Annotated in this window: 19 protein-coding genes; 7 read left to right on the top strand and 12 right to left on the bottom strand. The window is 57.9% G+C overall.

The features are described 5' to 3' along the window. The first annotated feature begins 3 nt into the window (after positions 1-3). Positions 4-864 carry a D-amino-acid transaminase gene (locus ACR0KS_RS18765; protein ID WP_170567846.1) on the top strand — a complete coding sequence of 287 codons (861 nt, stop codon included), beginning with the start codon at positions 4-6 and terminating at the stop codon, positions 862-864. A gap of 42 nt (positions 865-906) precedes the next feature. On the opposite strand, the gene ACR0KS_RS18760 is transcribed toward ACR0KS_RS18765, so the two are convergent. The 3 genes from ACR0KS_RS18760 to ACR0KS_RS18750 form a co-directional block, all read right to left on the bottom strand. Then, complete coding sequence (locus ACR0KS_RS18760; RefSeq protein WP_170567844.1) at positions 907-1,221, bottom strand: DUF1244 domain-containing protein; 315 nt, start codon at positions 1,219-1,221, stop codon at positions 907-909. Positions 1,222-1,294: 73 nt separating this feature from the next. After that, entirely contained in the window at positions 1,295-1,534 is a 240-nt protein-coding gene (locus ACR0KS_RS18755; RefSeq protein ID WP_170388107.1) for a DUF6868 family protein, read from the bottom strand. Positions 1,535-1,593: 59 nt separating this feature from the next. Continuing rightward, positions 1,594-2,331 carry an N-formylglutamate amidohydrolase gene (locus ACR0KS_RS18750; RefSeq protein WP_170567843.1) on the bottom strand — a complete coding sequence of 246 codons (738 nt, stop codon included), beginning with the start codon at positions 2,329-2,331 and terminating at the stop codon, positions 1,594-1,596. 131 nt (positions 2,332-2,462) lie between these two features. Here ACR0KS_RS18750 and pyk point away from each other — a divergent pair, with 131 nt between their 5' ends. The 5 genes from pyk to rplT all read left to right on the top strand — a co-directional run bounded on the left by pyk (position 2,463) and on the right by rplT (position 6,907). Beyond that, positions 2,463-3,908, top strand: a complete 1,446-nt coding sequence (gene pyk, locus ACR0KS_RS18745; RefSeq protein ID WP_170388111.1) for a pyruvate kinase — start codon at positions 2,463-2,465, stop codon at positions 3,906-3,908. 234 nt (positions 3,909-4,142) lie between these two features. Then, complete coding sequence (locus tag ACR0KS_RS18740) at positions 4,143-4,580, top strand: universal stress protein (RefSeq protein WP_170486007.1); 438 nt, start codon at positions 4,143-4,145, stop codon at positions 4,578-4,580. 14 nt (positions 4,581-4,594) lie between these two features. Continuing rightward, positions 4,595-6,145, top strand: coding sequence for an alanine/glycine:cation symporter family protein (locus tag ACR0KS_RS18735; protein WP_170567841.1), 1,551 nt, complete (start codon positions 4,595-4,597; stop codon positions 6,143-6,145). 181 nt (positions 6,146-6,326) lie between these two features. Continuing rightward, a complete protein-coding gene (gene rpmI / locus ACR0KS_RS18730; protein ID WP_010443552.1) occupies positions 6,327-6,527 on the top strand; it encodes a 50S ribosomal protein L35 in 201 nt (66 codons plus the stop codon). A gap of 14 nt (positions 6,528-6,541) precedes the next feature. Further along, positions 6,542-6,907, top strand: coding sequence for a 50S ribosomal protein L20 (rplT, locus tag ACR0KS_RS18725; protein ID WP_152457001.1), 366 nt, complete (start codon positions 6,542-6,544; stop codon positions 6,905-6,907). 86 nt (positions 6,908-6,993) lie between these two features. On the opposite strand, the gene gntH is transcribed toward rplT, so the two are convergent. Together gntH and ACR0KS_RS18715 are read right to left on the bottom strand one after the other, a co-directional pair. Further along, the gene (gene gntH, locus ACR0KS_RS18720; protein WP_480693298.1) at positions 6,994-8,337 is read right to left on the bottom strand and encodes a guanitoxin biosynthesis MBL fold metallo-hydrolase GntH; all 1,344 of its coding nucleotides are present in this window, start codon (positions 8,335-8,337) and stop codon (positions 6,994-6,996) included. Between the two features lie 251 nt (positions 8,338-8,588). After that, positions 8,589-9,980, bottom strand: a complete 1,392-nt coding sequence (locus tag ACR0KS_RS18715) for an aminotransferase class III-fold pyridoxal phosphate-dependent enzyme (RefSeq protein WP_170388119.1) — start codon at positions 9,978-9,980, stop codon at positions 8,589-8,591. A gap of 220 nt (positions 9,981-10,200) precedes the next feature. Between ACR0KS_RS18715 and ACR0KS_RS18710 the strand changes: the two genes are divergently transcribed. Beyond that, positions 10,201-11,829 (top strand): acyl-CoA synthetase, encoded by a 1,629-nt coding sequence (locus tag ACR0KS_RS18710; protein WP_170567837.1) that lies wholly within the window; start codon positions 10,201-10,203, stop codon positions 11,827-11,829. Here ACR0KS_RS18710 and ACR0KS_RS18705 read toward each other — a convergent pair. From ACR0KS_RS18705 to fahA, 7 genes are all read right to left on the bottom strand, one after another. Beyond that, the gene (locus ACR0KS_RS18705) at positions 11,826-12,167 is read right to left on the bottom strand and encodes a DOPA 4,5-dioxygenase family protein (protein WP_170567835.1); all 342 of its coding nucleotides are present in this window, start codon (positions 12,165-12,167) and stop codon (positions 11,826-11,828) included. The two genes, ACR0KS_RS18710 and ACR0KS_RS18705, sit on opposite strands and share 4 nt — an antisense overlap. An 87-nt stretch (positions 12,168-12,254) precedes the next feature. Beyond that, the gene (maiA, locus tag ACR0KS_RS18700) at positions 12,255-12,893 is read right to left on the bottom strand and encodes a maleylacetoacetate isomerase (RefSeq protein ID WP_170567833.1); all 639 of its coding nucleotides are present in this window, start codon (positions 12,891-12,893) and stop codon (positions 12,255-12,257) included. 18 nt (positions 12,894-12,911) lie between these two features. Further along, positions 12,912-13,109 (bottom strand): DUF2783 domain-containing protein, encoded by a 198-nt coding sequence (locus tag ACR0KS_RS18695; protein WP_170388127.1) that lies wholly within the window; start codon positions 13,107-13,109, stop codon positions 12,912-12,914. Between the two features lie 5 nt (positions 13,110-13,114). Next, entirely contained in the window at positions 13,115-14,725 is a 1,611-nt protein-coding gene (locus ACR0KS_RS18690) for an FAD-dependent oxidoreductase (RefSeq protein ID WP_170567831.1), read from the bottom strand. A 137-nt stretch (positions 14,726-14,862) separates the two neighbouring features. Next, positions 14,863-15,813: an MBL fold metallo-hydrolase gene (locus tag ACR0KS_RS18685; protein ID WP_480693297.1), complete on the bottom strand. Its 951-nt coding sequence runs from the start codon at positions 15,811-15,813 to the stop codon at positions 14,863-14,865. 3 nt (positions 15,814-15,816) lie between these two features. Beyond that, positions 15,817-16,353 carry a dihydrofolate reductase family protein gene (locus ACR0KS_RS18680; RefSeq protein WP_170567827.1) on the bottom strand — a complete coding sequence of 179 codons (537 nt, stop codon included), beginning with the start codon at positions 16,351-16,353 and terminating at the stop codon, positions 15,817-15,819. Between the two features lie 3 nt (positions 16,354-16,356). After that, the gene (gene fahA / locus ACR0KS_RS18675; protein WP_170567825.1) at positions 16,357-17,613 is read right to left on the bottom strand and encodes a fumarylacetoacetase; all 1,257 of its coding nucleotides are present in this window, start codon (positions 17,611-17,613) and stop codon (positions 16,357-16,359) included. Between the last annotated feature and the right edge of the window lie 21 nt (positions 17,614-17,634).

The following is a 17,634-nucleotide window of genomic DNA, read 5'->3' as shown; positions in this document are numbered from 1 at the left end:
AACATGACCCGCACCGTTTACGTGAACGGAGAATACCTGCCCGAGACCGAGGCCAAAGTCTCGATCTTTGACCGTGGATTCCTGATGGCCGACGCTGTTTACGAAGTGACCAGCGTTCTGGACGGCAAGCTGATTGACTTTGAGGGGCACGCGGTGCGCCTGAAACGCTCGCTGGACGAGCTGCAGATGGCCGAGCCCTGCAGCAAGGATGAGCTGCTGGAGATTCACCGCAAGCTGGTCGAATTGAACGGGATTGTTGAGGGCTTGATCTATTTGCAGGTCACACGCGGCAGCGATGGAGACCGGGATTTCGTGTTCCCTGCGGCCGACACCAAGCCGACGCTCGTCCTGTTCACCCAGAACAAGCCGGGTCTGGCCGACAGCCCCGCGGCGCAGAAGGGGGCCAAGATCATCTCGATCGATGATATCCGCTGGGGGCGTCGCGACATCAAGACCGTGCAGTTGCTGTACCCGTCCTTGGGCAAGATGATGGCCAAGGCCGCCGGTTGCGATGACGCGTGGATGGTCGAGGATGGCTATGTCACCGAAGGCACCAGCAACAACGCCTATTTCGTGAAAGACGGCAAGATCGTCACCCGCCCGCTGTCCAATGACATCCTGCACGGCATCACCCGCAAGGCCGTCCTGCGCATGGCGGCTGAGGCCCAGATGGAAGTCGAGGAACGTCTGTTCACCATCGATGAGGCGAAAGAGGCGGATGAGGCGTTCACCACTTCGGCCAGTGCCTTCGTGATGCCGGTGGTTGAGATCGACGGAGTCGTGCTGGGCGAGGGAACGCCCGGCCCGATCGCCAAGCGTCTGCGCGAGATCTATTTGGATGAAAGCCGCAAAGCGGCGATCTGAGCAAAAAGGCCCGCTGAATCGGCGGGCCTTTCTTTTGATGCGTCAGCCTTTCTTACCGACGTTTTCTTCAAACGCGACCTCGAAGGCGGCCTGTTTCTCGGGGCTGGCTTCGGTCTGATAATTGGCTTTCCAGTCGTCCATGGTCATGCCGTAGAAAATCTGACGGGCTTCGTCCTTGCCCATCTCGATGCCTTTTTCATTGGCCGCTTCCTGATACCAGCGCGACAGGCAGTTGCGGCAGAACCCGGCCAGATTCATCATGTCGATGTTCTGTACGTCGGTGCGGTCTTCCATCAGGTGCTTTTGCAGCCGACGAAACGCGGCGGCCTGAAGTTCGATTTCGGTTTGCTTGTCCATGGTCTGGCTCCGGGTGACAGTATCGTTGTATCTGACCTAGCGGTCCGGTGGCGATGTTTCAACAATCGGCCTATCAGGCCAGTTTCAACGCCAGCCACGGTACGATGCAGAAGATCAACGTCAGAATTTTGTAGTTGGCGAGATACCTGAAATAGGCCCGTTTCACATCCGGGCGTTCCATCTGGAACATCCTGCCGTGGATACCCGCGATCCAGTCCTGCAACAGCAAAACCATCGCTGTTGTGAACAGCAAAACCGCGATGTTGAGAACGGCCATCCAGCCAAAAACGGAGGTTATAAATTCCTGTGTCATAGTCGCCCCCTTTCCCGCAATATATATGGGTTGGCGGCGAACCTCACAATGTCATGCGCTTAAAGGTCGCTGTCCTTCAGAGCATCCTCTAGAATGACCGCCAACCGCTCGGCCCATGCGCGTTGCCCGGCATGATCGGCAATCAGATCGTTGCGCAGCTCGATCAATGCATTGGGGCGGCCAAATGCCGTGCAGTGTTTGTCGATCGCATCACCGGGCAGCACTCCGGTATAGGGTTCATTGACGCCAACGCACAGGTCGCCTTCTGCTTCCAGTCGGTTGACCAACGGGCGCGCAAAGCGTTCATCCGGTGTGTGCAGGACACCCACATGCCAAGGGCGCGGGTCGCGGCCGCGAAGTTGCCGGGTGAACGAGTGCATCGAAACGATCACCGCGTGGGGCAGGGCGGCCAATTCTGCTAGCGCGTTGTGATACGGGCGATAGCACATATTCAGGCGGCGTTCGCGTTCGGCGGCGTCTGCGTGGCGGTTGCCGTGGATGATCGAGCCGTCATACAGCTTCATCAGCAGGGTCGGGTCATCTTCCCCCCGGTTGGGGTCGATCACGAGGCGTGAGAAATTGGCGGCAATGACGGGCGCGTTCAGAATTTCGCCCAGATGCTTGGAAACCTCATAAGCGCCCACGTCATAGGCGATGTGACGTTCCATATCCTCGCGCGGCAGGCCGAGGTCTCCACCGTTGATTTCGGGCGGCACGGTGTTGGTTGCATGGTCGCATGTGATCAGCCAGCGGGACGGGCGATCCGCGCCGTGGATAAAAAACGGAGAATACGTCATAAGCCTGTCATCTAGTTTGCCGCAGGTGTAGGACAGTTGCTTCCAAAAGGGAATTGCGCAATAAGCAGCCTAAGCAATGTTTGCGGTAACAAATTCGCGAAACCAGAGAATACCTGAGGAGAGCAAGACCAATGCGACGCCTGAGAAATGTAAAAATCGTGGCGACGCTGGGACCGGCGTCCAATGATTATGACACCATCCGCGCCTTGCACGAGGCCGGGGCAGATGTGTTCCGCCTGAACATGAGCCACGGCAGCCATGACGAAATTCGCGAACGCCACCGTATTATCCGGCAGGTGGAAAAAGACCTCGACAGCCCGATTGCAATCCTTGCCGATCTTCAGGGGCCGAAACTGCGTGTGGGTGTCTTTGCCAATGATGCCGAAGAACTGGTCGAGGGCGCGTCTTTCCGACTGGATCTCGATTCCGAAGCCGGGGACGTCAACCGAGTTTGCCTGCCTCACCCCGAGATTTTCGCGGCGTTGGAACCGGGCGCGCGACTGTTGGTCAATGATGGCAAAATCCGCCTGATCGTTCAGGACTGTGGCCAGGACTACGCCGACTGCACAGTTGAGGTGGGCGGCACGATTTCCAACCGCAAGGGTGTGAACGTGCCGGACGTTGTGCTGCCGCTGGCAGCTCTGTCCGCCAAGGATCGCGACGATCTGGAATTTGTCTGTCAGTTGGGTGTCGACTGGCTGGCGCTGAGCTTTGTTCAGCGCGCCAAAGATGTGTTTGAGGCCCGCGCATTGGCCGACGGCCGCGCGTCGATCCTGTCCAAGATCGAAAAGCCGGCGGCGGTTGAGGCATTTGACGACATTCTTGATGCGTCCGACGGGATCATGGTCGCGCGGGGCGATCTGGGCGTGGAACTGCCCGTGTCCGCTGTTCCGCCTATCCAGAAACGCCTTGTTCGGAAATGCCGTGGTGCAGCCAAGCCGGTGATTGTGGCGACGCAGATGTTGGAGAGCATGATTGAAAGCCCCATGCCGACCCGCGCCGAGGTCTCGGATGTGGCCACCGCCATCTACGAGGGCACGGACGCCATCATGCTCAGCGCTGAATCCGCCGCGGGATCTTACCCGATCGAGGCTGTGCAGACGATGAACAAGGTCGCCATCGAGGTCGAAGCAGACCCGACCTATTCTCAAATCATCGCGTCGTCACGGTCGGCCAAAGGCACGTCTGTGGCAGACGGCATCGTTGCCGCCGCGCGTGAGATCGCTGAAAAAACCGAAATCAAGGCGATCTGCTGCTTTACGCAAAGCGGAACAACTGCCCTGCTGACCGCGCGCGAGCGTCCGGGGGTTCCGATCATCGCGTTGACACCGGCCACCGGCACGGCCCGCCGCCTGTGCCTGACCTGGGGATGCCATTGCGTGATGACGCCCGAGCTTGAACGGTTCAAAGGCGCAGTGGTGAATGCAGCCCGCGCCGCCCGCGCCGGTGGATTCGCCGCCGAGGCCGACCAGATCGTTGTCACCGCTGGTGTGCCCTTCAACGTGCCGGGTACGACCAACATCCTGCGCATCGCGCCCTGCGACGAGCGGTTGATTTACAACACCGACCCGGGTTGAGCTGTAGCGGATCAACTCTCGGGCAGTGGTGATAGCTTAAAAAATAAGCAAAAAAAGTACATATAAAACAACATATTATCCAAATAGAAGGCGAATCCTAAAGATTCCCCTCTATTTTTCGGTGTTTTTCTTGGATACTGATCTGCATGGGCGGTCTACTCATTAAGTTCCAGGTTCCGGCTGCCCGGCCGGGGGCACGGGCCTCGGTATAATCAACAAAATCGGAGGAACGTCATGACAACCAAAATTGTCATTGGACTGGACGGGACAGAAACTGGAGAGCGCGCGATCGCCTTCGCCAAGGACTTGGCCGAACGGATCGGAACGTGTGAATTGCTAGTGGTTTATGTTATCGAATGGTCCCCTTTCACTTTCCAAACACCTGAAGAAAACGCGTTGCGACACAAGCGGCGCGAAGAAGAGGTCGAATTGGCGACGTCGCGGATCGTCAAGCCGGCTGTGGAAGCTCTGTCCGCTGCCGGGTTTTCGGCGCATGGTATCGTGCGTCACGGCGACGTGGCCGAGACTCTCAACGCGATTACGGTCGAAAACGGCGGGACGCAGATCATCGTAGGCCGCGCGTCGGCAGATGGGTTCAAAAAGCGGCTGTTTGGCAGTTCGACGCAAAACCTTGTGATGCATGCCGATGTGCCTGTCACAGTAGTGAATTGAGAGGGGCGACGATTATGAACATGCCGAAACACGTGGGTCTGGCCTCGGCCGCCACCTTCTTAGCAAGCCCTGCTCTGGCGCAAGAGGCGGTGGGACTGGACGACAAAATCAACCAGGCTTTCGCCGATTTCACCGGGCCGTTTGTCAGCTTTATCTTCGCGCCCTTCCCGGGCACTGGGTTCCCCTGGATCGTGGGGTGGCTGGTTGTCGCGGCTACGGTTTTCACGCTGTATTTTGCCTTTGTGCAACTGCGGTTCTTTGGCCATTCGATCAGCTTGGTCAAAGGCGACTATTCCGATCCTAACGACGCGGGTGAGGTCAGCCACTTTCAGGCGCTGGCCACGGCCCTGTCCGGGACGGTTGGTCTTGGTAACATCGCGGGTGTGGCGGTGGCTGTCGGGATCGGTGGGCCGGGCGCCACATTCTGGATGATCGTCGCGGGCCTTCTGGGTATGGCCTCGAAATTCACCGAATGTACGCTGGGCGTTAAATACCGCAACGAATACGAGGACGGTACGGTCTCGGGTGGTCCGATGTACTATATGTCCAAAGGCTTTGCCGAACTGGGTCTGCCCGGAGGCAAAATCCTTGCGGTTCTGTTCTCGATCTTTTGTATCCTTGGTGCGCTGGGCGGTGGCAACATGTTCCAGGCGAACCAGGCGCATCAGCAGATCGCGGGCATCGTTGGCGACTATCCGGGCTGGATCACCGGTCTGGTTTTTGCGGGCATCGTGTTCGCCGTGATCGTTGGTGGCCTGAAGTCCATCGCGCGTGTCACGGAAAAAGTCGTTCCGTTCATGGGTGTCATGTATGTATTGGCCGCGCTGGTCATTATCCTCATGCATGCAGATCAGATCGGTTGGGCCTTTGGCCAGATCTTCGCGGGTGCCTTTACTGGCCTTGGCGTTGCTGGCGGCATGGTCGGCGCGCTGATTCAGGGCTTCCGTCGTGCGGCGTTCTCGAACGAAGCGGGCGTTGGTTCTGCGGCGATTGCGCACTCGGCGGTGCGGACGAAAGAGCCGATCACCGAGGGCTTTGTTTCGTTGCTCGAGCCGTTCATCGATACCGTCGTGATCTGTACCATGACCGCGCTGGTGATCATCATCACGCAGCAGTTGATCGTTGATCCGGCAACCGGCAACTACATGCTGAACGAGGCGGGCAATGCCATTGCCACGGTCGATGGAAACTCGGGCGTCAGCCTGACCTCGGCAGCCTTTGCCAGCGCCTTTGGGTGGTTCCCCTATGTGCTGGCCATCGCGGTGGTTCTGTTTGCCTTCTCGACCATGATCAGCTGGTCCTACTACGGCCTGAAAGCCTGGACCTACCTGTTTGGCGAAGGCCACACCAAAGAGCTGATCTTCAAGATCATCTTCTGCGTCTTCGTGGTGATCGGTGCGGCGGCCAACCTTGGCCCGGTCATCGACTTCTCGGATGCAGCGATCTTTGCGATGGCGGTTGTGAACGTCTTTGCGCTCTACTTCCTGATGAAGGTGGTGCGCGAGGAACTCGCTAGCTACGCAGCCCGACTGAAAAGCGGCGAGATCCGCAAGTTCAACCACTAAACCACATCACCGGGGCGGCGTATGTCGCCCCGGTGCCTGACCACCCTGCGAAAAGCGCAGATTCTGGTCAAAACCCCCTTGCCAGTATGATCGAACTTGCGTAAACGGCGCTTCTGATCGCGTGACCGGCCGGATGGCATGCCGAGTCGCGTTTTGTACCGAACCCCGAAAGGAGACGGAAATGCCTAAGATGAAGACCAAGTCGAGCGCCAAGAAGCGCTTTAAGGTGACTGCAACCGGTAAGGTTCTTGCTGGTCAGGCCGGTAAACGGCACGGCATGATCAAGCGGACCAAAAAGTTCATCCGCGACGCCCGTGGCAACACCACCCTGTCCGCCCCCGACGCCAAGATCGTCAAGGGCTACATGCCCTACGACCGCTAAGAGGAGATTAAGAGATGTCCCGCGTTAAAGGTGGAACCGTAACTCACGCCCGTCACAAGAAGGTCATTAAGGCCGCCAAAGGTTACTATGGCCGCCGCAAGAGCACCTTCAAAGTTGCTCGTCAGGCCGTCGACAAGGCCAACCAGTATGCAACCCGCGACCGTAAGAACCGCAAGCGCAACTTCCGCGCGCTGTGGATCCAGCGTATCAACGCTGCTGTCCGTTCGCATGACGAGGCTCTGACATATTCCCGCTTCATCAACGGCCTGAACCTGGCCGGTATTGAAGTGGACCGCAAAGTTCTGGCTGATCTGGCCGTGCACGAACCGGAAGCGTTCGGCGCGATCGTCGCCAAAGCTCAGGCTGCTCTGACGGCCTGATCCTCTTTCGAGAGACAGTGAATGAAAGGGTCGTTCCATCAGGAGCGACCCTTTTTCTATGCGCAGGTAAGACTGTCAAAGCCGGTTCAGTCACCAGGATATGGGAAGTCGCGTCCCAAAGCCTCGCTAGCTTGTTCGTAGATCGGGCGCAGGGCATCGTCCACGTCCCACTTTCCACCTTCGATAAACTCCGAGAAGCCCACGGACTCCACTGGAATTCCCAGGTTCTCGGCGAAGGTCTGCCGGTCATTTTCACCGGGCGGGATCGGAGGCTCAGACAGCGGCGGTGACCAGGTATGTTCTTCGGTAACGGCCATCCGTACAAGGATATCGTCTTTGGTGACGTTCCATACCATGAAGTCTTCAGCCAAACTCAGCGGTCCATCATAGGTCGTGCGAATACGCTCCTCTACACCTCCGGCGGTGTCGAAATCGTTGAAGAAATGATAGGCAACGGCAATCCGTGGCTTGATTTCGGACATCACTTTCCCGAACGCTTCAGGCGCGGTGTGTATCTGCGTTCCGACCGCAAGCGCGGATTCGGGGGTAAAGCCTAGCTTTCCAACGATGTCAGGAACCGCGATGAAACACTCGTGGATCGCGATGTCAGCATCCTTGGCATATTCGATAAACCACTTGTTAGGGTACGTGTCAGAGCTGTAGACGAATTTCAGGCCGTTCCATTCCAGCGAAAAACTAACCGCACCGTCGATCCCGTGGATCGCAGGGAATGATCGGACGACGACTCCGTTCTCGTCATAGATCACTTGGTTTTCACCTTTGTAGTCAAATTCAGTGACATCCATCTGGTATCCGCGGGGGTCGGTCGCCCCGACGCGTGCGCTCAGATCCCATAGCAGCATATCTTTCATACTGTCCGTGGCAGCCTTTGTCCCAAGCTCTGGGACGGACCCGCTGGGCCCCCAAACGCGCAGCGGCCTGTTGCGGCCCATCAAGGCACCACCGATAAAGAGCTCGTGCAGCGCGCCAAAATGGTCGGTGTGCAAGTGACCCACAAAGACCTTGTCGAGGTAATTGTAGGGAATTTGCAGCGACGAAATGCGTTCCGATGACCCCGAGCCGATGTCAAAAAAGAACTTGTCCCCATTTCCAAGCTCTACAAGAAAACACGCAGCGGCCTGTGCTGCACGGGTTGTTGGCATCCCGGTGCCACACGCGATAACGCGCATCTCGTCAGGCTTCAGGTCTTCCGTGTTCGGATAATACGCATCGCGCGGACGATCACGCACAGCGACGGGCGAGATCTCTGGCTCTGCATCTTGTGCCAAAGCCATTCCGGGACTTAGAGCGTCGACCGCGCCTTGTAGAATAGCGCCCGGAGAAGAACCGCTTCGTTCGATCCACGTTCCGACAGTGACACCGACGCCTAGTAAGACAACGGTGGCTGTCCCTTTCACTAGACCTTTCATCTGCGATCCTCCCTAAACAAAAAATTTTGGCGAAGACGTTTGCGCTATTAAACAAAATACATATGCAAGCATCCGATAAAGAGAATGTAACACGGCTTCAGGAAAACTTCGACTTTAAGATCAACATTGTTTGATGGCCTGGCTCGCCGTCTGTGAAATGGGGATTGAGCGCAAAAAAACCGGCGCAAAACATGCGCCGGTTTCGGTCAATTCGCTTGCCTGATCTAGGCTATGAAAATCACCGGTTGCCTTTAGCCGAACACACGCCCCAACGCGCCATCGACCGCATCCGTGATCTGGTCAATATCATCCGCCGTCGCGATCAGCGCAGGCGAGAAGCACAGCGTGTTGTTCTTGCCGGGAACCGAGCGGTTGGTCACGCCGATGATCACGCCCTGCGCCATGCAGTCGGCGACAACGGCTTGGGCCAGTTTCTCGTCTACCGGCTCGCGCGTAGACCGGTCGGACACAAGCTCGGCCCCAAGGAACAAGCCCTTGCCGCGCACGTCGCCGATGACTTTGTGTTTTTCCATCAACTCTTGCAGGTTGCCCATCATGCGATTGCCCATCTCGGTGCAATTCCCCAGCAAGTTTTCATCCTCGATGATGCGCATGTTCTCGATCGCAGCCGCAGGGCCAGCGGTGCAGCCGCCAAATGTTGAGATATCGCGGAAATAGTTCATCGGGTCGTCAGCATTGTCCTTGAACAGGTCAAAGACTTCTTCGGTCGTTACCATGCACGCAATGGCGGCATAGCCCGAGGCCACGCCCTTTGCCATGGTCACAAAATCGGGTTTCACCCCATATTGCTGATACCCGAACCATGTTCCTGTGCGCCCGACGCCGCAGACAACCTCATCAATGTGCAGAAGGATGTCGTATTTCTTGCAAATTTCCTGCACGCGTTGCCAGTAGCCCTCGGGCGCTTCGATCACGCCACCGCCTGCGGTCACGGGTTCAAGACACAACGCGCCCACGGTATCTGGACCTTCGCGCAGAATGACCGCTTCGATCTGGTCGGCTGCCCATTCGCCGAAATTCTCGTCAGGGGCACCGTCCAGTTCGTGCTTGCGGTATTCCATGCAGTGCGGCACGCGCACGAAATCGGGTGCGAAGGGACCATATTGCGCATTGCGCTCGTCCTGTCCTCCGGCAGACATCGCCGCCAGGGTCGAGCCGTGATAGTCGCGGTCGCGATACAGGATCTTGGTCTTTTTGCCGCCGTATTTCTTATGGGCGATCTGCCGGACCATCTTGAAGGCTTTCTCATTCGCCTCGCTGCCAGAGTTGGTGTAGTAGACGCGGCTCATCCCTGGCATCTTGCTGATCAGTTTCTCGGCGAAAATCGACCCCGGAATTGACCCGGCAGAGTTGGCGAAATAGCACAGTTTCATCAACTGGTCGTACACGGCCTTACAGATCGATTCGCGGCCATAGCCCACATTCACCGTCCAGACCCCGCCCGAGACGGCATCCAGATGTTCTTTACCCTTCTGGTCCCAGACACGCATGCCCTTGCCTTCGACAATGATGCGCGGATCGTTGGTTTCAAAGGGTTTATGCTGGATCAGGTGGTGCCAGATATGGGCGCGATCAGCCTCGACCACGCGGGAAAGATCATTTTCGTTGAACGTGCCGTCCATGACATGCCCTTTCAGATTTTTTGGGTGCGCAGGATGCCGGGATAAAGTTCCGGCCCTTGTGATTTCGATGGCTCAGATCACCGCGAAAGCCCATCGGTAGATAGGGCCAGATTGCATCATCCCATATTGCCAGTCCAGTCCTGCGGCGTATTTCTACGGGTTTGTCAGCCGGGCAACTTTGTGATCAAGTCGCGCGATCAGACAAAGGGAGGGTAAACCGATGACCGCAGCCAACATTTATGAACGTCATCTAGATCGATGCCGCGCGAACCATACGCCGCTGTCACCGCTCAGTTTCATTGAGCGGACGGCGCAGGTTTACCCCGATTACCCGTCCGTTGTGTACGGTGAGCGTCGATATACATGGGCCGAAACATATGTCCGGTGTCGTCGTTTGGCAGGGGCGCTTGATGCGCGCGGCATTGGAAAAGGCGACACGGTTTCGATCATCGCCGCCAACATCCCCGAGATGTACGAGGCGCATTTTGGTGTCCCGATGACCGGTGCGGTGTTGAACGCGATCAACACTCGGCTGGATGAGCCGATCATCGCCTTCATCCTAAACCATGCGGAATCCAAAGTGCTATTGGTCGACCCAGAGTTCTCGGGCGCAGTCAAAGAGGCACTGAAACAGGTCGATCACGATCTGTTGGTTGTGGATATCGAAGATGCCAGTTTTGACGGGGGCGAAAAACTGGGCACACTGACCTATGACGCCCTGCTGGACGATGGTGCCCCCGATTTCGCATGGTCTCTGCCCGATGACGAATGGGATGCGATTACTCTGAACTACACCTCGGGCACCACGGGCAATCCAAAGGGCGTCGTGTATCACCACCGAGGGGCAGCACTGAATGCGCAGTCGGACCTTCTGGATTGGCACATGCCCAAGCATTCGACCTATTTGTGGACCCTGCCGATGTTCCACTGCAATGGCTGGTGCTTCCCTTGGGCGATGGCGGCAAATGCAGGCGTTTCGGTCTGTCTGCGTGCCGTGCGGGATGAACCGATCTATGCCGCCTTCCGCGATGAAAAAGTCACCCATTTCTGTGGCGCACCCATCGTGCTGAACATGTTGGCCAATGCGCCCGAGCACCTCAAGGATTTCGATCACCAGATCAAGGTGATGACCGCAGGTGCCCCGCCACCGGCCGCCGTGATCGCCAATATGGAGGGGATGGGGATCGAGGTCACACATGTGTATGGCCTGACCGAAACCTACGGCCCATCGGTCGTCTGTGCGTGGAAGGACGAATGGAACGACAAACCCTCTGATGAGCGCGCGGCGCTGAAGGTTCGGCAGGGCGTGCGTTATACCGCTCTGTCGGGGTTGATGGTGGCCGACCCCGAAACGTTGGAACCGGTGCCCGCTGATGGTGAGACGATGGGTGAGATATTCATGCAGGGCAATGTAGTGATGAAAGGGTATCTCAAGAACCCGGATGCCACGGACAAGGCGTTCAAAGGCGGGTGGTTCGCCTCTGGCGATCTGGGGGTCATGCACCCGGACGGCTATGTCGCCCTAAAGGATCGGTCAAAGGACATCATCATTTCGGGCGGCGAGAATATCTCGTCCGTCGAGGTGGAGGATATCCTTTATAAGCACCCCGCCGTGATGGAGGCCGCAGTCGTCGCCCGCCCGGATGAAAAATGGGGCGAAACCCCCTGCGCCTTTGTCGAATTGAAACCCGATGCGCAGGCGACTGAGGCCGAGATTATTGCCTTCTGCCGAGATAACATGGCGCATTTCAAGGCGCCCAAGACCGTTGTGTTCGGACCCTTGCCCAAGACATCGACCGGCAAGATTCAGAAGTTCAAATTGCGCGATCATGCAAAGGCGCTTGGCTAACGTGCCATCTTGTCAAACATAGACAGGTCCAGCTCAAGCATCTCGCCCATCCAGATGGCGCGGTCCCGGTGATCCTCAAGATGCTGGCCGGTTTCGGGGTGGGTGAAGATGGTCAACCCACTCCGGTTCAGCATCAGCCACGGGATGACCTGATCAAAGGCGTCTGCGGCGAAGGCCAATTGGCAACTCCAGCGCGGGTGGGGGCCGACATTCCGCGCGTGCATCCGCCCCATTGCAACCGGGAAAAGCCGGGCGGCTTCTTCACAGACCTGCTTGGCGGTCTCTTGCGCGTTGGCATCGAAATAGACATGTGCGTGATAGCCGGTGATCTCGGGCACTGGCGCCTCCTTCTTACGTTTCAAAGAAGGTAGGCAAACACGGTGCCAATTCCTATTTGCGCCGACACACAGACTCTGTGCAGCGTATCAGGAAGGTGCGTACTGATCGGGGTGGGCTGCGGCGAATGCCGGGTGTCTTGCGCAGGCTGCCTCGACGCTCAGAATGCGTGGCAATCCAGTCAGGTCGACTTCCCAGCGGCGCGCGTTGTACATCTGAGGCATCAGGCACAGATCGGCCAGCCCCGGCTGTGGTCCCGTGCAATAGGGGGTCTGCTGGAAATCACCCAGCAGGGATTCAAAAGCCAGTAGGCCCGGGCGGATGAAATGGCGCATCCAGTTGCCGGGCATCTCTTGCGAGCTACCGCTTAACTCGGTGGCGTGACGCGCGACCGACAAGTTGCAAACCGGGTGCAGGTCCACGGCGATAGAGTGCGCCAAGGCCATAGCTTTGGCCCGTGCCGCTGCTTCACCCGGCAAAAACCCCAGCCCCCTAGTCTGATCCAGATAATCTGTGATCGCCATAGATTGCGTCAGTCGAAGCCCGTCTATTTCAAGGACAGGAACCAATCCCTGCGGGTTGCGGGCCAGATGCGTGTCGGACCTGTGCTCGCCCGCTACCAGATCAACCGAAACCGCCTGAAACGCTATTCCGGCAAGATGCAGCGCGATCCGCACGCGGTAACTGGCCGAAGATCGCCAATAGTCGTACAGCACCACGCCGCTCATCCGTGCCTCCTGCGTTTGTCAGTTGCCTTGCAGCTTGGCTGCTTTCAATGCTTGTGACAACACATCCGCATCGCCGATGTGGTTTGCCAGCAGCAAGACCAACCGCGCGTTAAACGCATCGCAGTCGGCTTTGTCCAAGCCTTCATGGGCGGCCAGCAACCCGGCGTAGAAGTCGTCGGCGCTGTCCAGATTAGGGGTGAGGATCAGATCGGTCATCTCGATTACTCCTTACCGGTTGCGCGGCGGATGGCCTGCCGGAACGCGTTTTCTTCAAAATTGTCACGACGGGCGGCCACGTGCTGATCCGGTCGGATCAGATAGACTGCGCTGGTCGCGTCGCCCAGATACCGGCGTTTCAACTCCAGTGTCAGATCGTCTTTGACCGAAAGCGCCAACCGCGTCGCCTCGACCCCGCCTTCCTCGAGGCTGTCGGGCGCGTCCGCGTCGATCGTCAGAAGGGTGAACTTATCTGCCAGTTTGGGCAGAAGAAATTCGTCGCCCAGCGGCGCGTCCGGACAGGCCGAGCCGGGTCTGGTAATGTCCGGTCCGTTCAGCGCATCCGCCGAGTTCAGGGAAGACCCTTCATACACGCAGGGCGTACTCAATCGTCCGGAATTCACCAATGGACGGGCAAATTCGTAGTGCTCACTAAGATCCAGAACAGCATCGCGCAGCAGGCGCGACATCTCGGACTTGGGCGTGATGAAATCGGTCGAGCGCGTGGACATGCTGATGTTCTCATCTGCCGCTTGCACACGTTCGCGGCTGTAGCTGTCCAGCAGCAATTCGGGGGCTTGCCCGTCGATCACCAGCTTCAGTTTCCAGCACAGGTTGTCCGTGTCCTGAATACCGGAATTGGCGCCACGGGCACCAAATGGGCTGACCTGATGGGCGCTGTCCCCGGCAAAGAGGACGCGACCGTACCGGAAGCGTTCCATCCGGCGGCATTGGAAGGTGTAGATGGACACCCATTCCAGATCGAATACGACATCCTCGCCTAACATGGCCTTGAGGCGCGGGATCACGTTTTCCGGTCGCTTCTCACGCTCTTTGTCGATGTCCCAACCCAACTGCAGGTCAATACGCCAGACATTGTCCGGCTGTTTGTGCAGCAGGGCGGATTGGCCCCGGTTGAAGGGCGGGTCAAACCAGAACCAACGTTCCGAGGGAAAATCGGCCTCCATCACCACGTCGGCGATCAGGAAGTTGTCCTCGAACACGCGACCGTCGAAATCCAGCCCCAACATCCGGCGGGTTGGAGAATGTGCGCCGTCACAAGCGATCAGCCAGTCGGCTTCGACGTTATACGGACCTTCGGGAGTTTCGACTTCAAGCTTTACGTGATCGTCATGGGTGCCGATGGCCTCGACTTTGTTTCGTCCACGGATTTCGATCGGAGCACCGTCCGCCTGAAGTGCCCGCACCCGATCGACCAAGATCCTCTCAAGGTGATATTGTTGCAGGTTGATGAAGGCGGGGTTGGCAAAGCCCTTTTCAGGCTGAAGGTTGAACTCGTAGACCTTGCGGTTGTCGAAGAAAACTTTACCCGCGTCCCACTGGACGCCGGTCTCGACCATGGGAAGGCCGCTACCTAACCGATCTGCGATGTCCAGTGTGCGTTGAGAAAAGCAAATCGCTCGGCTGCCAAAGCTGACCTTGTCGTTTTCATCCAGCACTACGACCTCGACCCCACGTTGGGCCAGGTCAATCGCAGCCGCCAGACCTACAGGCCCGGCACCAATGACAATCACCTTGTGACGCACCGGAGCAGCGGCATCCTGATCCGGGCTACGGTCATACGCGTAAAGCGGCGTTTCAAAAATCTTGTTCATGGGTTCTCTCCCCGATGCTTTGGCTCCCTGCGACGCAAGTCCTTGGCCTCTGGGCTGGCCAACCCAGTGGTCTTTCCCAATGGTTTCACTGATTTTTCCCGCGCAAAACGATCTGGATCAAATGCGACGCTATGTCCCTAACCTTGCAACGCCTCCCACATCTCAAGATCGCGCTGCGCGGTCCAGATGCGCGGGGTGTCGATGCCGCGCGCCTCGTCATAGGCGCGGGCGACGTTGAACGGCAGGCAGTGTTCGTAGATCGCGTAGTTCGAGAATTTGGGATCGCACTCGGCGCGAACTGCATCCCACGCTTCTTTCAAGGAACCACCGCGCGCGGCAACCCTTGCTGCCGGGCGATAGGTGCTGTCCACAAAGTCGCGTGTGTTCTCGATGGCAGCATTCACCATGCTTTTGCCCACCAGAGCGTCTCCGCGACCCGGCGCAATCGCGTCAACATCGAACCATTTGATTTCGTCCAGCGTGTCGCTCCAGTCGCCGAAATGCCCGTCGCCGCAGTAGCAGGCCGAGTGATATTCGACGATGTCACCGGTAAACATCACGTTCTGATCGGGCACGTGGATCACGATATCGCCCGCCGTATGTGCGCGGCCCAGATGCATCAGATCAACCCGACGGTTGCCCAGATAGACGGTCATCGTGTCGCTGAAGGTGGTGGTGGGCCATGTCAGACCGGGGATGCTTTCGTGTCCCTCGAACAGGCGGGGGAAACGCTGGAATTCGCTGTCCCAGTCCTCTTGCCCACGTTCCACAACCATCGCGCGGGCCATGTCGGACATGATGATCTGTTGGGCACCGAAGGCGCTGGCACCTAGAACCCTGACAGCGTGATAGTGGGTCAGCGCGACATGGGTGATGGGCTTGTCTGTGACCGAGCGCACGCATTCGATGACCTTGGTTGCCAGACGCGGCGTCGCCTGCGCCTCGACAATCATGACGCTGTCGTCGCCGATGATGACGCCAGAATTCGGATCACCTTCGGCGGTGAAGGCATACAAACCTTCGCCGACCTCGGTAAACGAGATTTTCTTTTCCGACATGTCCCCTTGGGACGCGAAAGCTTTGGTCATCGTTCAACCTTTTACACTGTAGTCTATTTGCAGAATGCCGCCCGGCTGTTTCGAGACTTCCATGAGCGTCAGATTGTGCTGTTTTCCGGGGGCAAAACAGGGCAATCCCTGACCAAGCAGGGTTGGCATGATGAAGATACGAAGTGTATCGAACATACCTGCGTCAATCGCTGCGCGTTGCGTTTTGCCGCCGCCAAGAATCCAGACTCTTTTGTGTCCGGCTTTTAAAATGGCAGTTTCCAGGGACTCGATGCTGCCCGAAGCGGCGATATGTTCGCCATTGAGCTTCTTTTGCCGGGTCATCACATAAGCTGGCCGTTCGCCATATGGCCAACCCCAACCAAGAACCTGATCATATGTGGCGCGGCCCATGATCAGGGCGTCAATGGATGCGATAAATTCCCCATAGCCCCCGTCACCCCCGTCCGAGGATAAGGCTTCGTTGAACGGGTTCAGCCAGTCCACACTGCCATCGGGATCAGCGATGAACCCGTCTAGGCTCATCGCGATATATCCGACATATGTGGGGTTCGCCGTCACGGGTTAGCGCCCGTAAGGGTCTTGCAGTGCAGGTAAAACCGTACCCACGCAGTCACCAAACCCGATTGTATACCCTTCGCCCTTGGCCTCACCGGTCAGGGTCAAGGTGTCGCCGTCCTCGATGAAGGTGCGGGTTTCGCCCGTGTCCAGCATAAGCGGCTCTTTACCGCCCCAGCTCAGTTCCAGAAGCGAGCCGCGCTCGGGCTTTGTTGGCCCCGAGATCGTGCCCGACCCCAACAAATCGCCTATGTTCATCGGGCAGCCCGAGGTCGAGTGATGGGCCAGTTGCTGCGCCGAGGAATAGTACATCTCTTTGTAATTCGTTCTGGCGATTGTTGTGGCGGGCTTCCCCTCGGGGGCCATCGTTACCGACAGATCAATGTCATACAACATCGGGCCGCAGTCTTTCAGGTGATCCAGCAGCTCGAACTCTCGCGCGGGGGTATCGCACCGGAACGGCTCCAACGCCGCCTTGGTAACGATCCACGGGCTGATCGAAGTAGCAGTAGCCTTGGCCTGAAACGGTCCAAGAGGCTGGTATTCCCACGCTTGAATATCGCGCGCGGACCAGTCGTTCAGCAGGACATAACCAAAGATGTTATTGTCGGCTTCCTGCACCGTGATCGGCCCGTCCGAAGGCGTGCCAACAAGCGCGCCCATTTCCAGCTCGATGTCGAAGCGGCGGCTGGGCAGAAAGGCCGGGCGGTCGTGGTCGGGCGATTTCAACTGACCCCAAGGGCGGCGGATGTCGGTGCCGGAAACCACCACCGAAGACGCGCGGCCGTTATAGCCAATCGGAATGTGCAACCAGTTCGGCGGCAGCGCGTTTTCAGGGCCACGGAACATGGTGCCGACATTCTGCGCGTGATGCCGTCCGGCATAGAAATCGGTGTATTCGCTGACGGCGACGGGCATATGCATTTCGGCGTCGCTTTGAGCGACCAGAAGGTGTTCAATGTCGGACCGTGCCTCGCTGCCCTCGGCCAGAAGGTCTGTTAGCCGGTCTCGCAACGCGGCCCAGACCGCCGGGCCTTGTTCCATCAGCGGGTTCCAGAAGGGCAGGTCGAACAGCGGCTCGTCCGCCAACTGGATCAATCCCTCGGCTTCTGCGGCTGTGACATCAAAGATCATGTCTCCGATCGCCACCCCGCAGCGCGGTTCATCGCCGTCGGTCGAGAATACGCCATAAGGCAGGTTGTTTAGCGGAAAAGGGTGGTGGGCGTCATTGGCCGATGCCACCCAGGATGTCATTAGAGGCATCTTTGATCCTTGTCGTCTTTA

The organism is Ruegeria sp. BC7, assembly GCF_056539165.1.
Note: the sequence above shows the minus strand (reverse complement) of the source record. Positions and strands in the feature narration are given on the sequence as shown.

What these genes read in the sequence shown, in the direction of transcription:
- rplT (WP_152457001.1), top strand. Translation starts at nt 6,542, where the DNA reads ATGTCCCGCGTTAAAGGTGGAACCGTAACTCACGCCCGTCACAAGAAG.
- ACR0KS_RS18710 (WP_170567837.1), top strand. Translation starts at nt 10,201, where the DNA reads ATGACCGCAGCCAACATTTATGAACGTCATCTAGATCGATGCCGCGCG.
- rpmI (WP_010443552.1), top strand. Translation starts at nt 6,327, where the DNA reads ATGCCTAAGATGAAGACCAAGTCGAGCGCCAAGAAGCGCTTTAAGGTG.
- maiA (WP_170567833.1), bottom strand. Translation starts at nt 12,893, where the DNA reads ATGAGCGGCGTGGTGCTGTACGACTATTGGCGATCTTCGGCCAGTTAC.
- ACR0KS_RS18735 (WP_170567841.1), top strand. Translation starts at nt 4,595, where the DNA reads ATGAACATGCCGAAACACGTGGGTCTGGCCTCGGCCGCCACCTTCTTA.
- ACR0KS_RS18760 (WP_170567844.1), bottom strand. Translation starts at nt 1,221, where the DNA reads ATGGACAAGCAAACCGAAATCGAACTTCAGGCCGCCGCGTTTCGTCGG.
- gntH (WP_480693298.1), bottom strand. Translation starts at nt 8,337, where the DNA reads ATGAAAGGTCTAGTGAAAGGGACAGCCACCGTTGTCTTACTAGGCGTC.
- ACR0KS_RS18740 (WP_170486007.1), top strand. Translation starts at nt 4,143, where the DNA reads ATGACAACCAAAATTGTCATTGGACTGGACGGGACAGAAACTGGAGAG.
- ACR0KS_RS18755 (WP_170388107.1), bottom strand. Translation starts at nt 1,534, where the DNA reads ATGACACAGGAATTTATAACCTCCGTTTTTGGCTGGATGGCCGTTCTC.
- pyk (WP_170388111.1), top strand. Translation starts at nt 2,463, where the DNA reads ATGCGACGCCTGAGAAATGTAAAAATCGTGGCGACGCTGGGACCGGCG.
- ACR0KS_RS18690 (WP_170567831.1), bottom strand. Translation starts at nt 14,725, where the DNA reads ATGAACAAGATTTTTGAAACGCCGCTTTACGCGTATGACCGTAGCCCG.
- ACR0KS_RS18695 (WP_170388127.1), bottom strand. Translation starts at nt 13,109, where the DNA reads ATGACCGATCTGATCCTCACCCCTAATCTGGACAGCGCCGACGACTTC.
- ACR0KS_RS18715 (WP_170388119.1), bottom strand. Translation starts at nt 9,980, where the DNA reads ATGGACGGCACGTTCAACGAAAATGATCTTTCCCGCGTGGTCGAGGCT.
- ACR0KS_RS18765 (WP_170567846.1), top strand. Translation starts at nt 4, where the DNA reads ATGACCCGCACCGTTTACGTGAACGGAGAATACCTGCCCGAGACCGAG.
- ACR0KS_RS18685 (WP_480693297.1), bottom strand. Translation starts at nt 15,813, where the DNA reads ATGACCAAAGCTTTCGCGTCCCAAGGGGACATGTCGGAAAAGAAAATC.
- fahA (WP_170567825.1), bottom strand. Translation starts at nt 17,613, where the DNA reads ATGCCTCTAATGACATCCTGGGTGGCATCGGCCAATGACGCCCACCAC.
- ACR0KS_RS18750 (WP_170567843.1), bottom strand. Translation starts at nt 2,331, where the DNA reads ATGACGTATTCTCCGTTTTTTATCCACGGCGCGGATCGCCCGTCCCGC.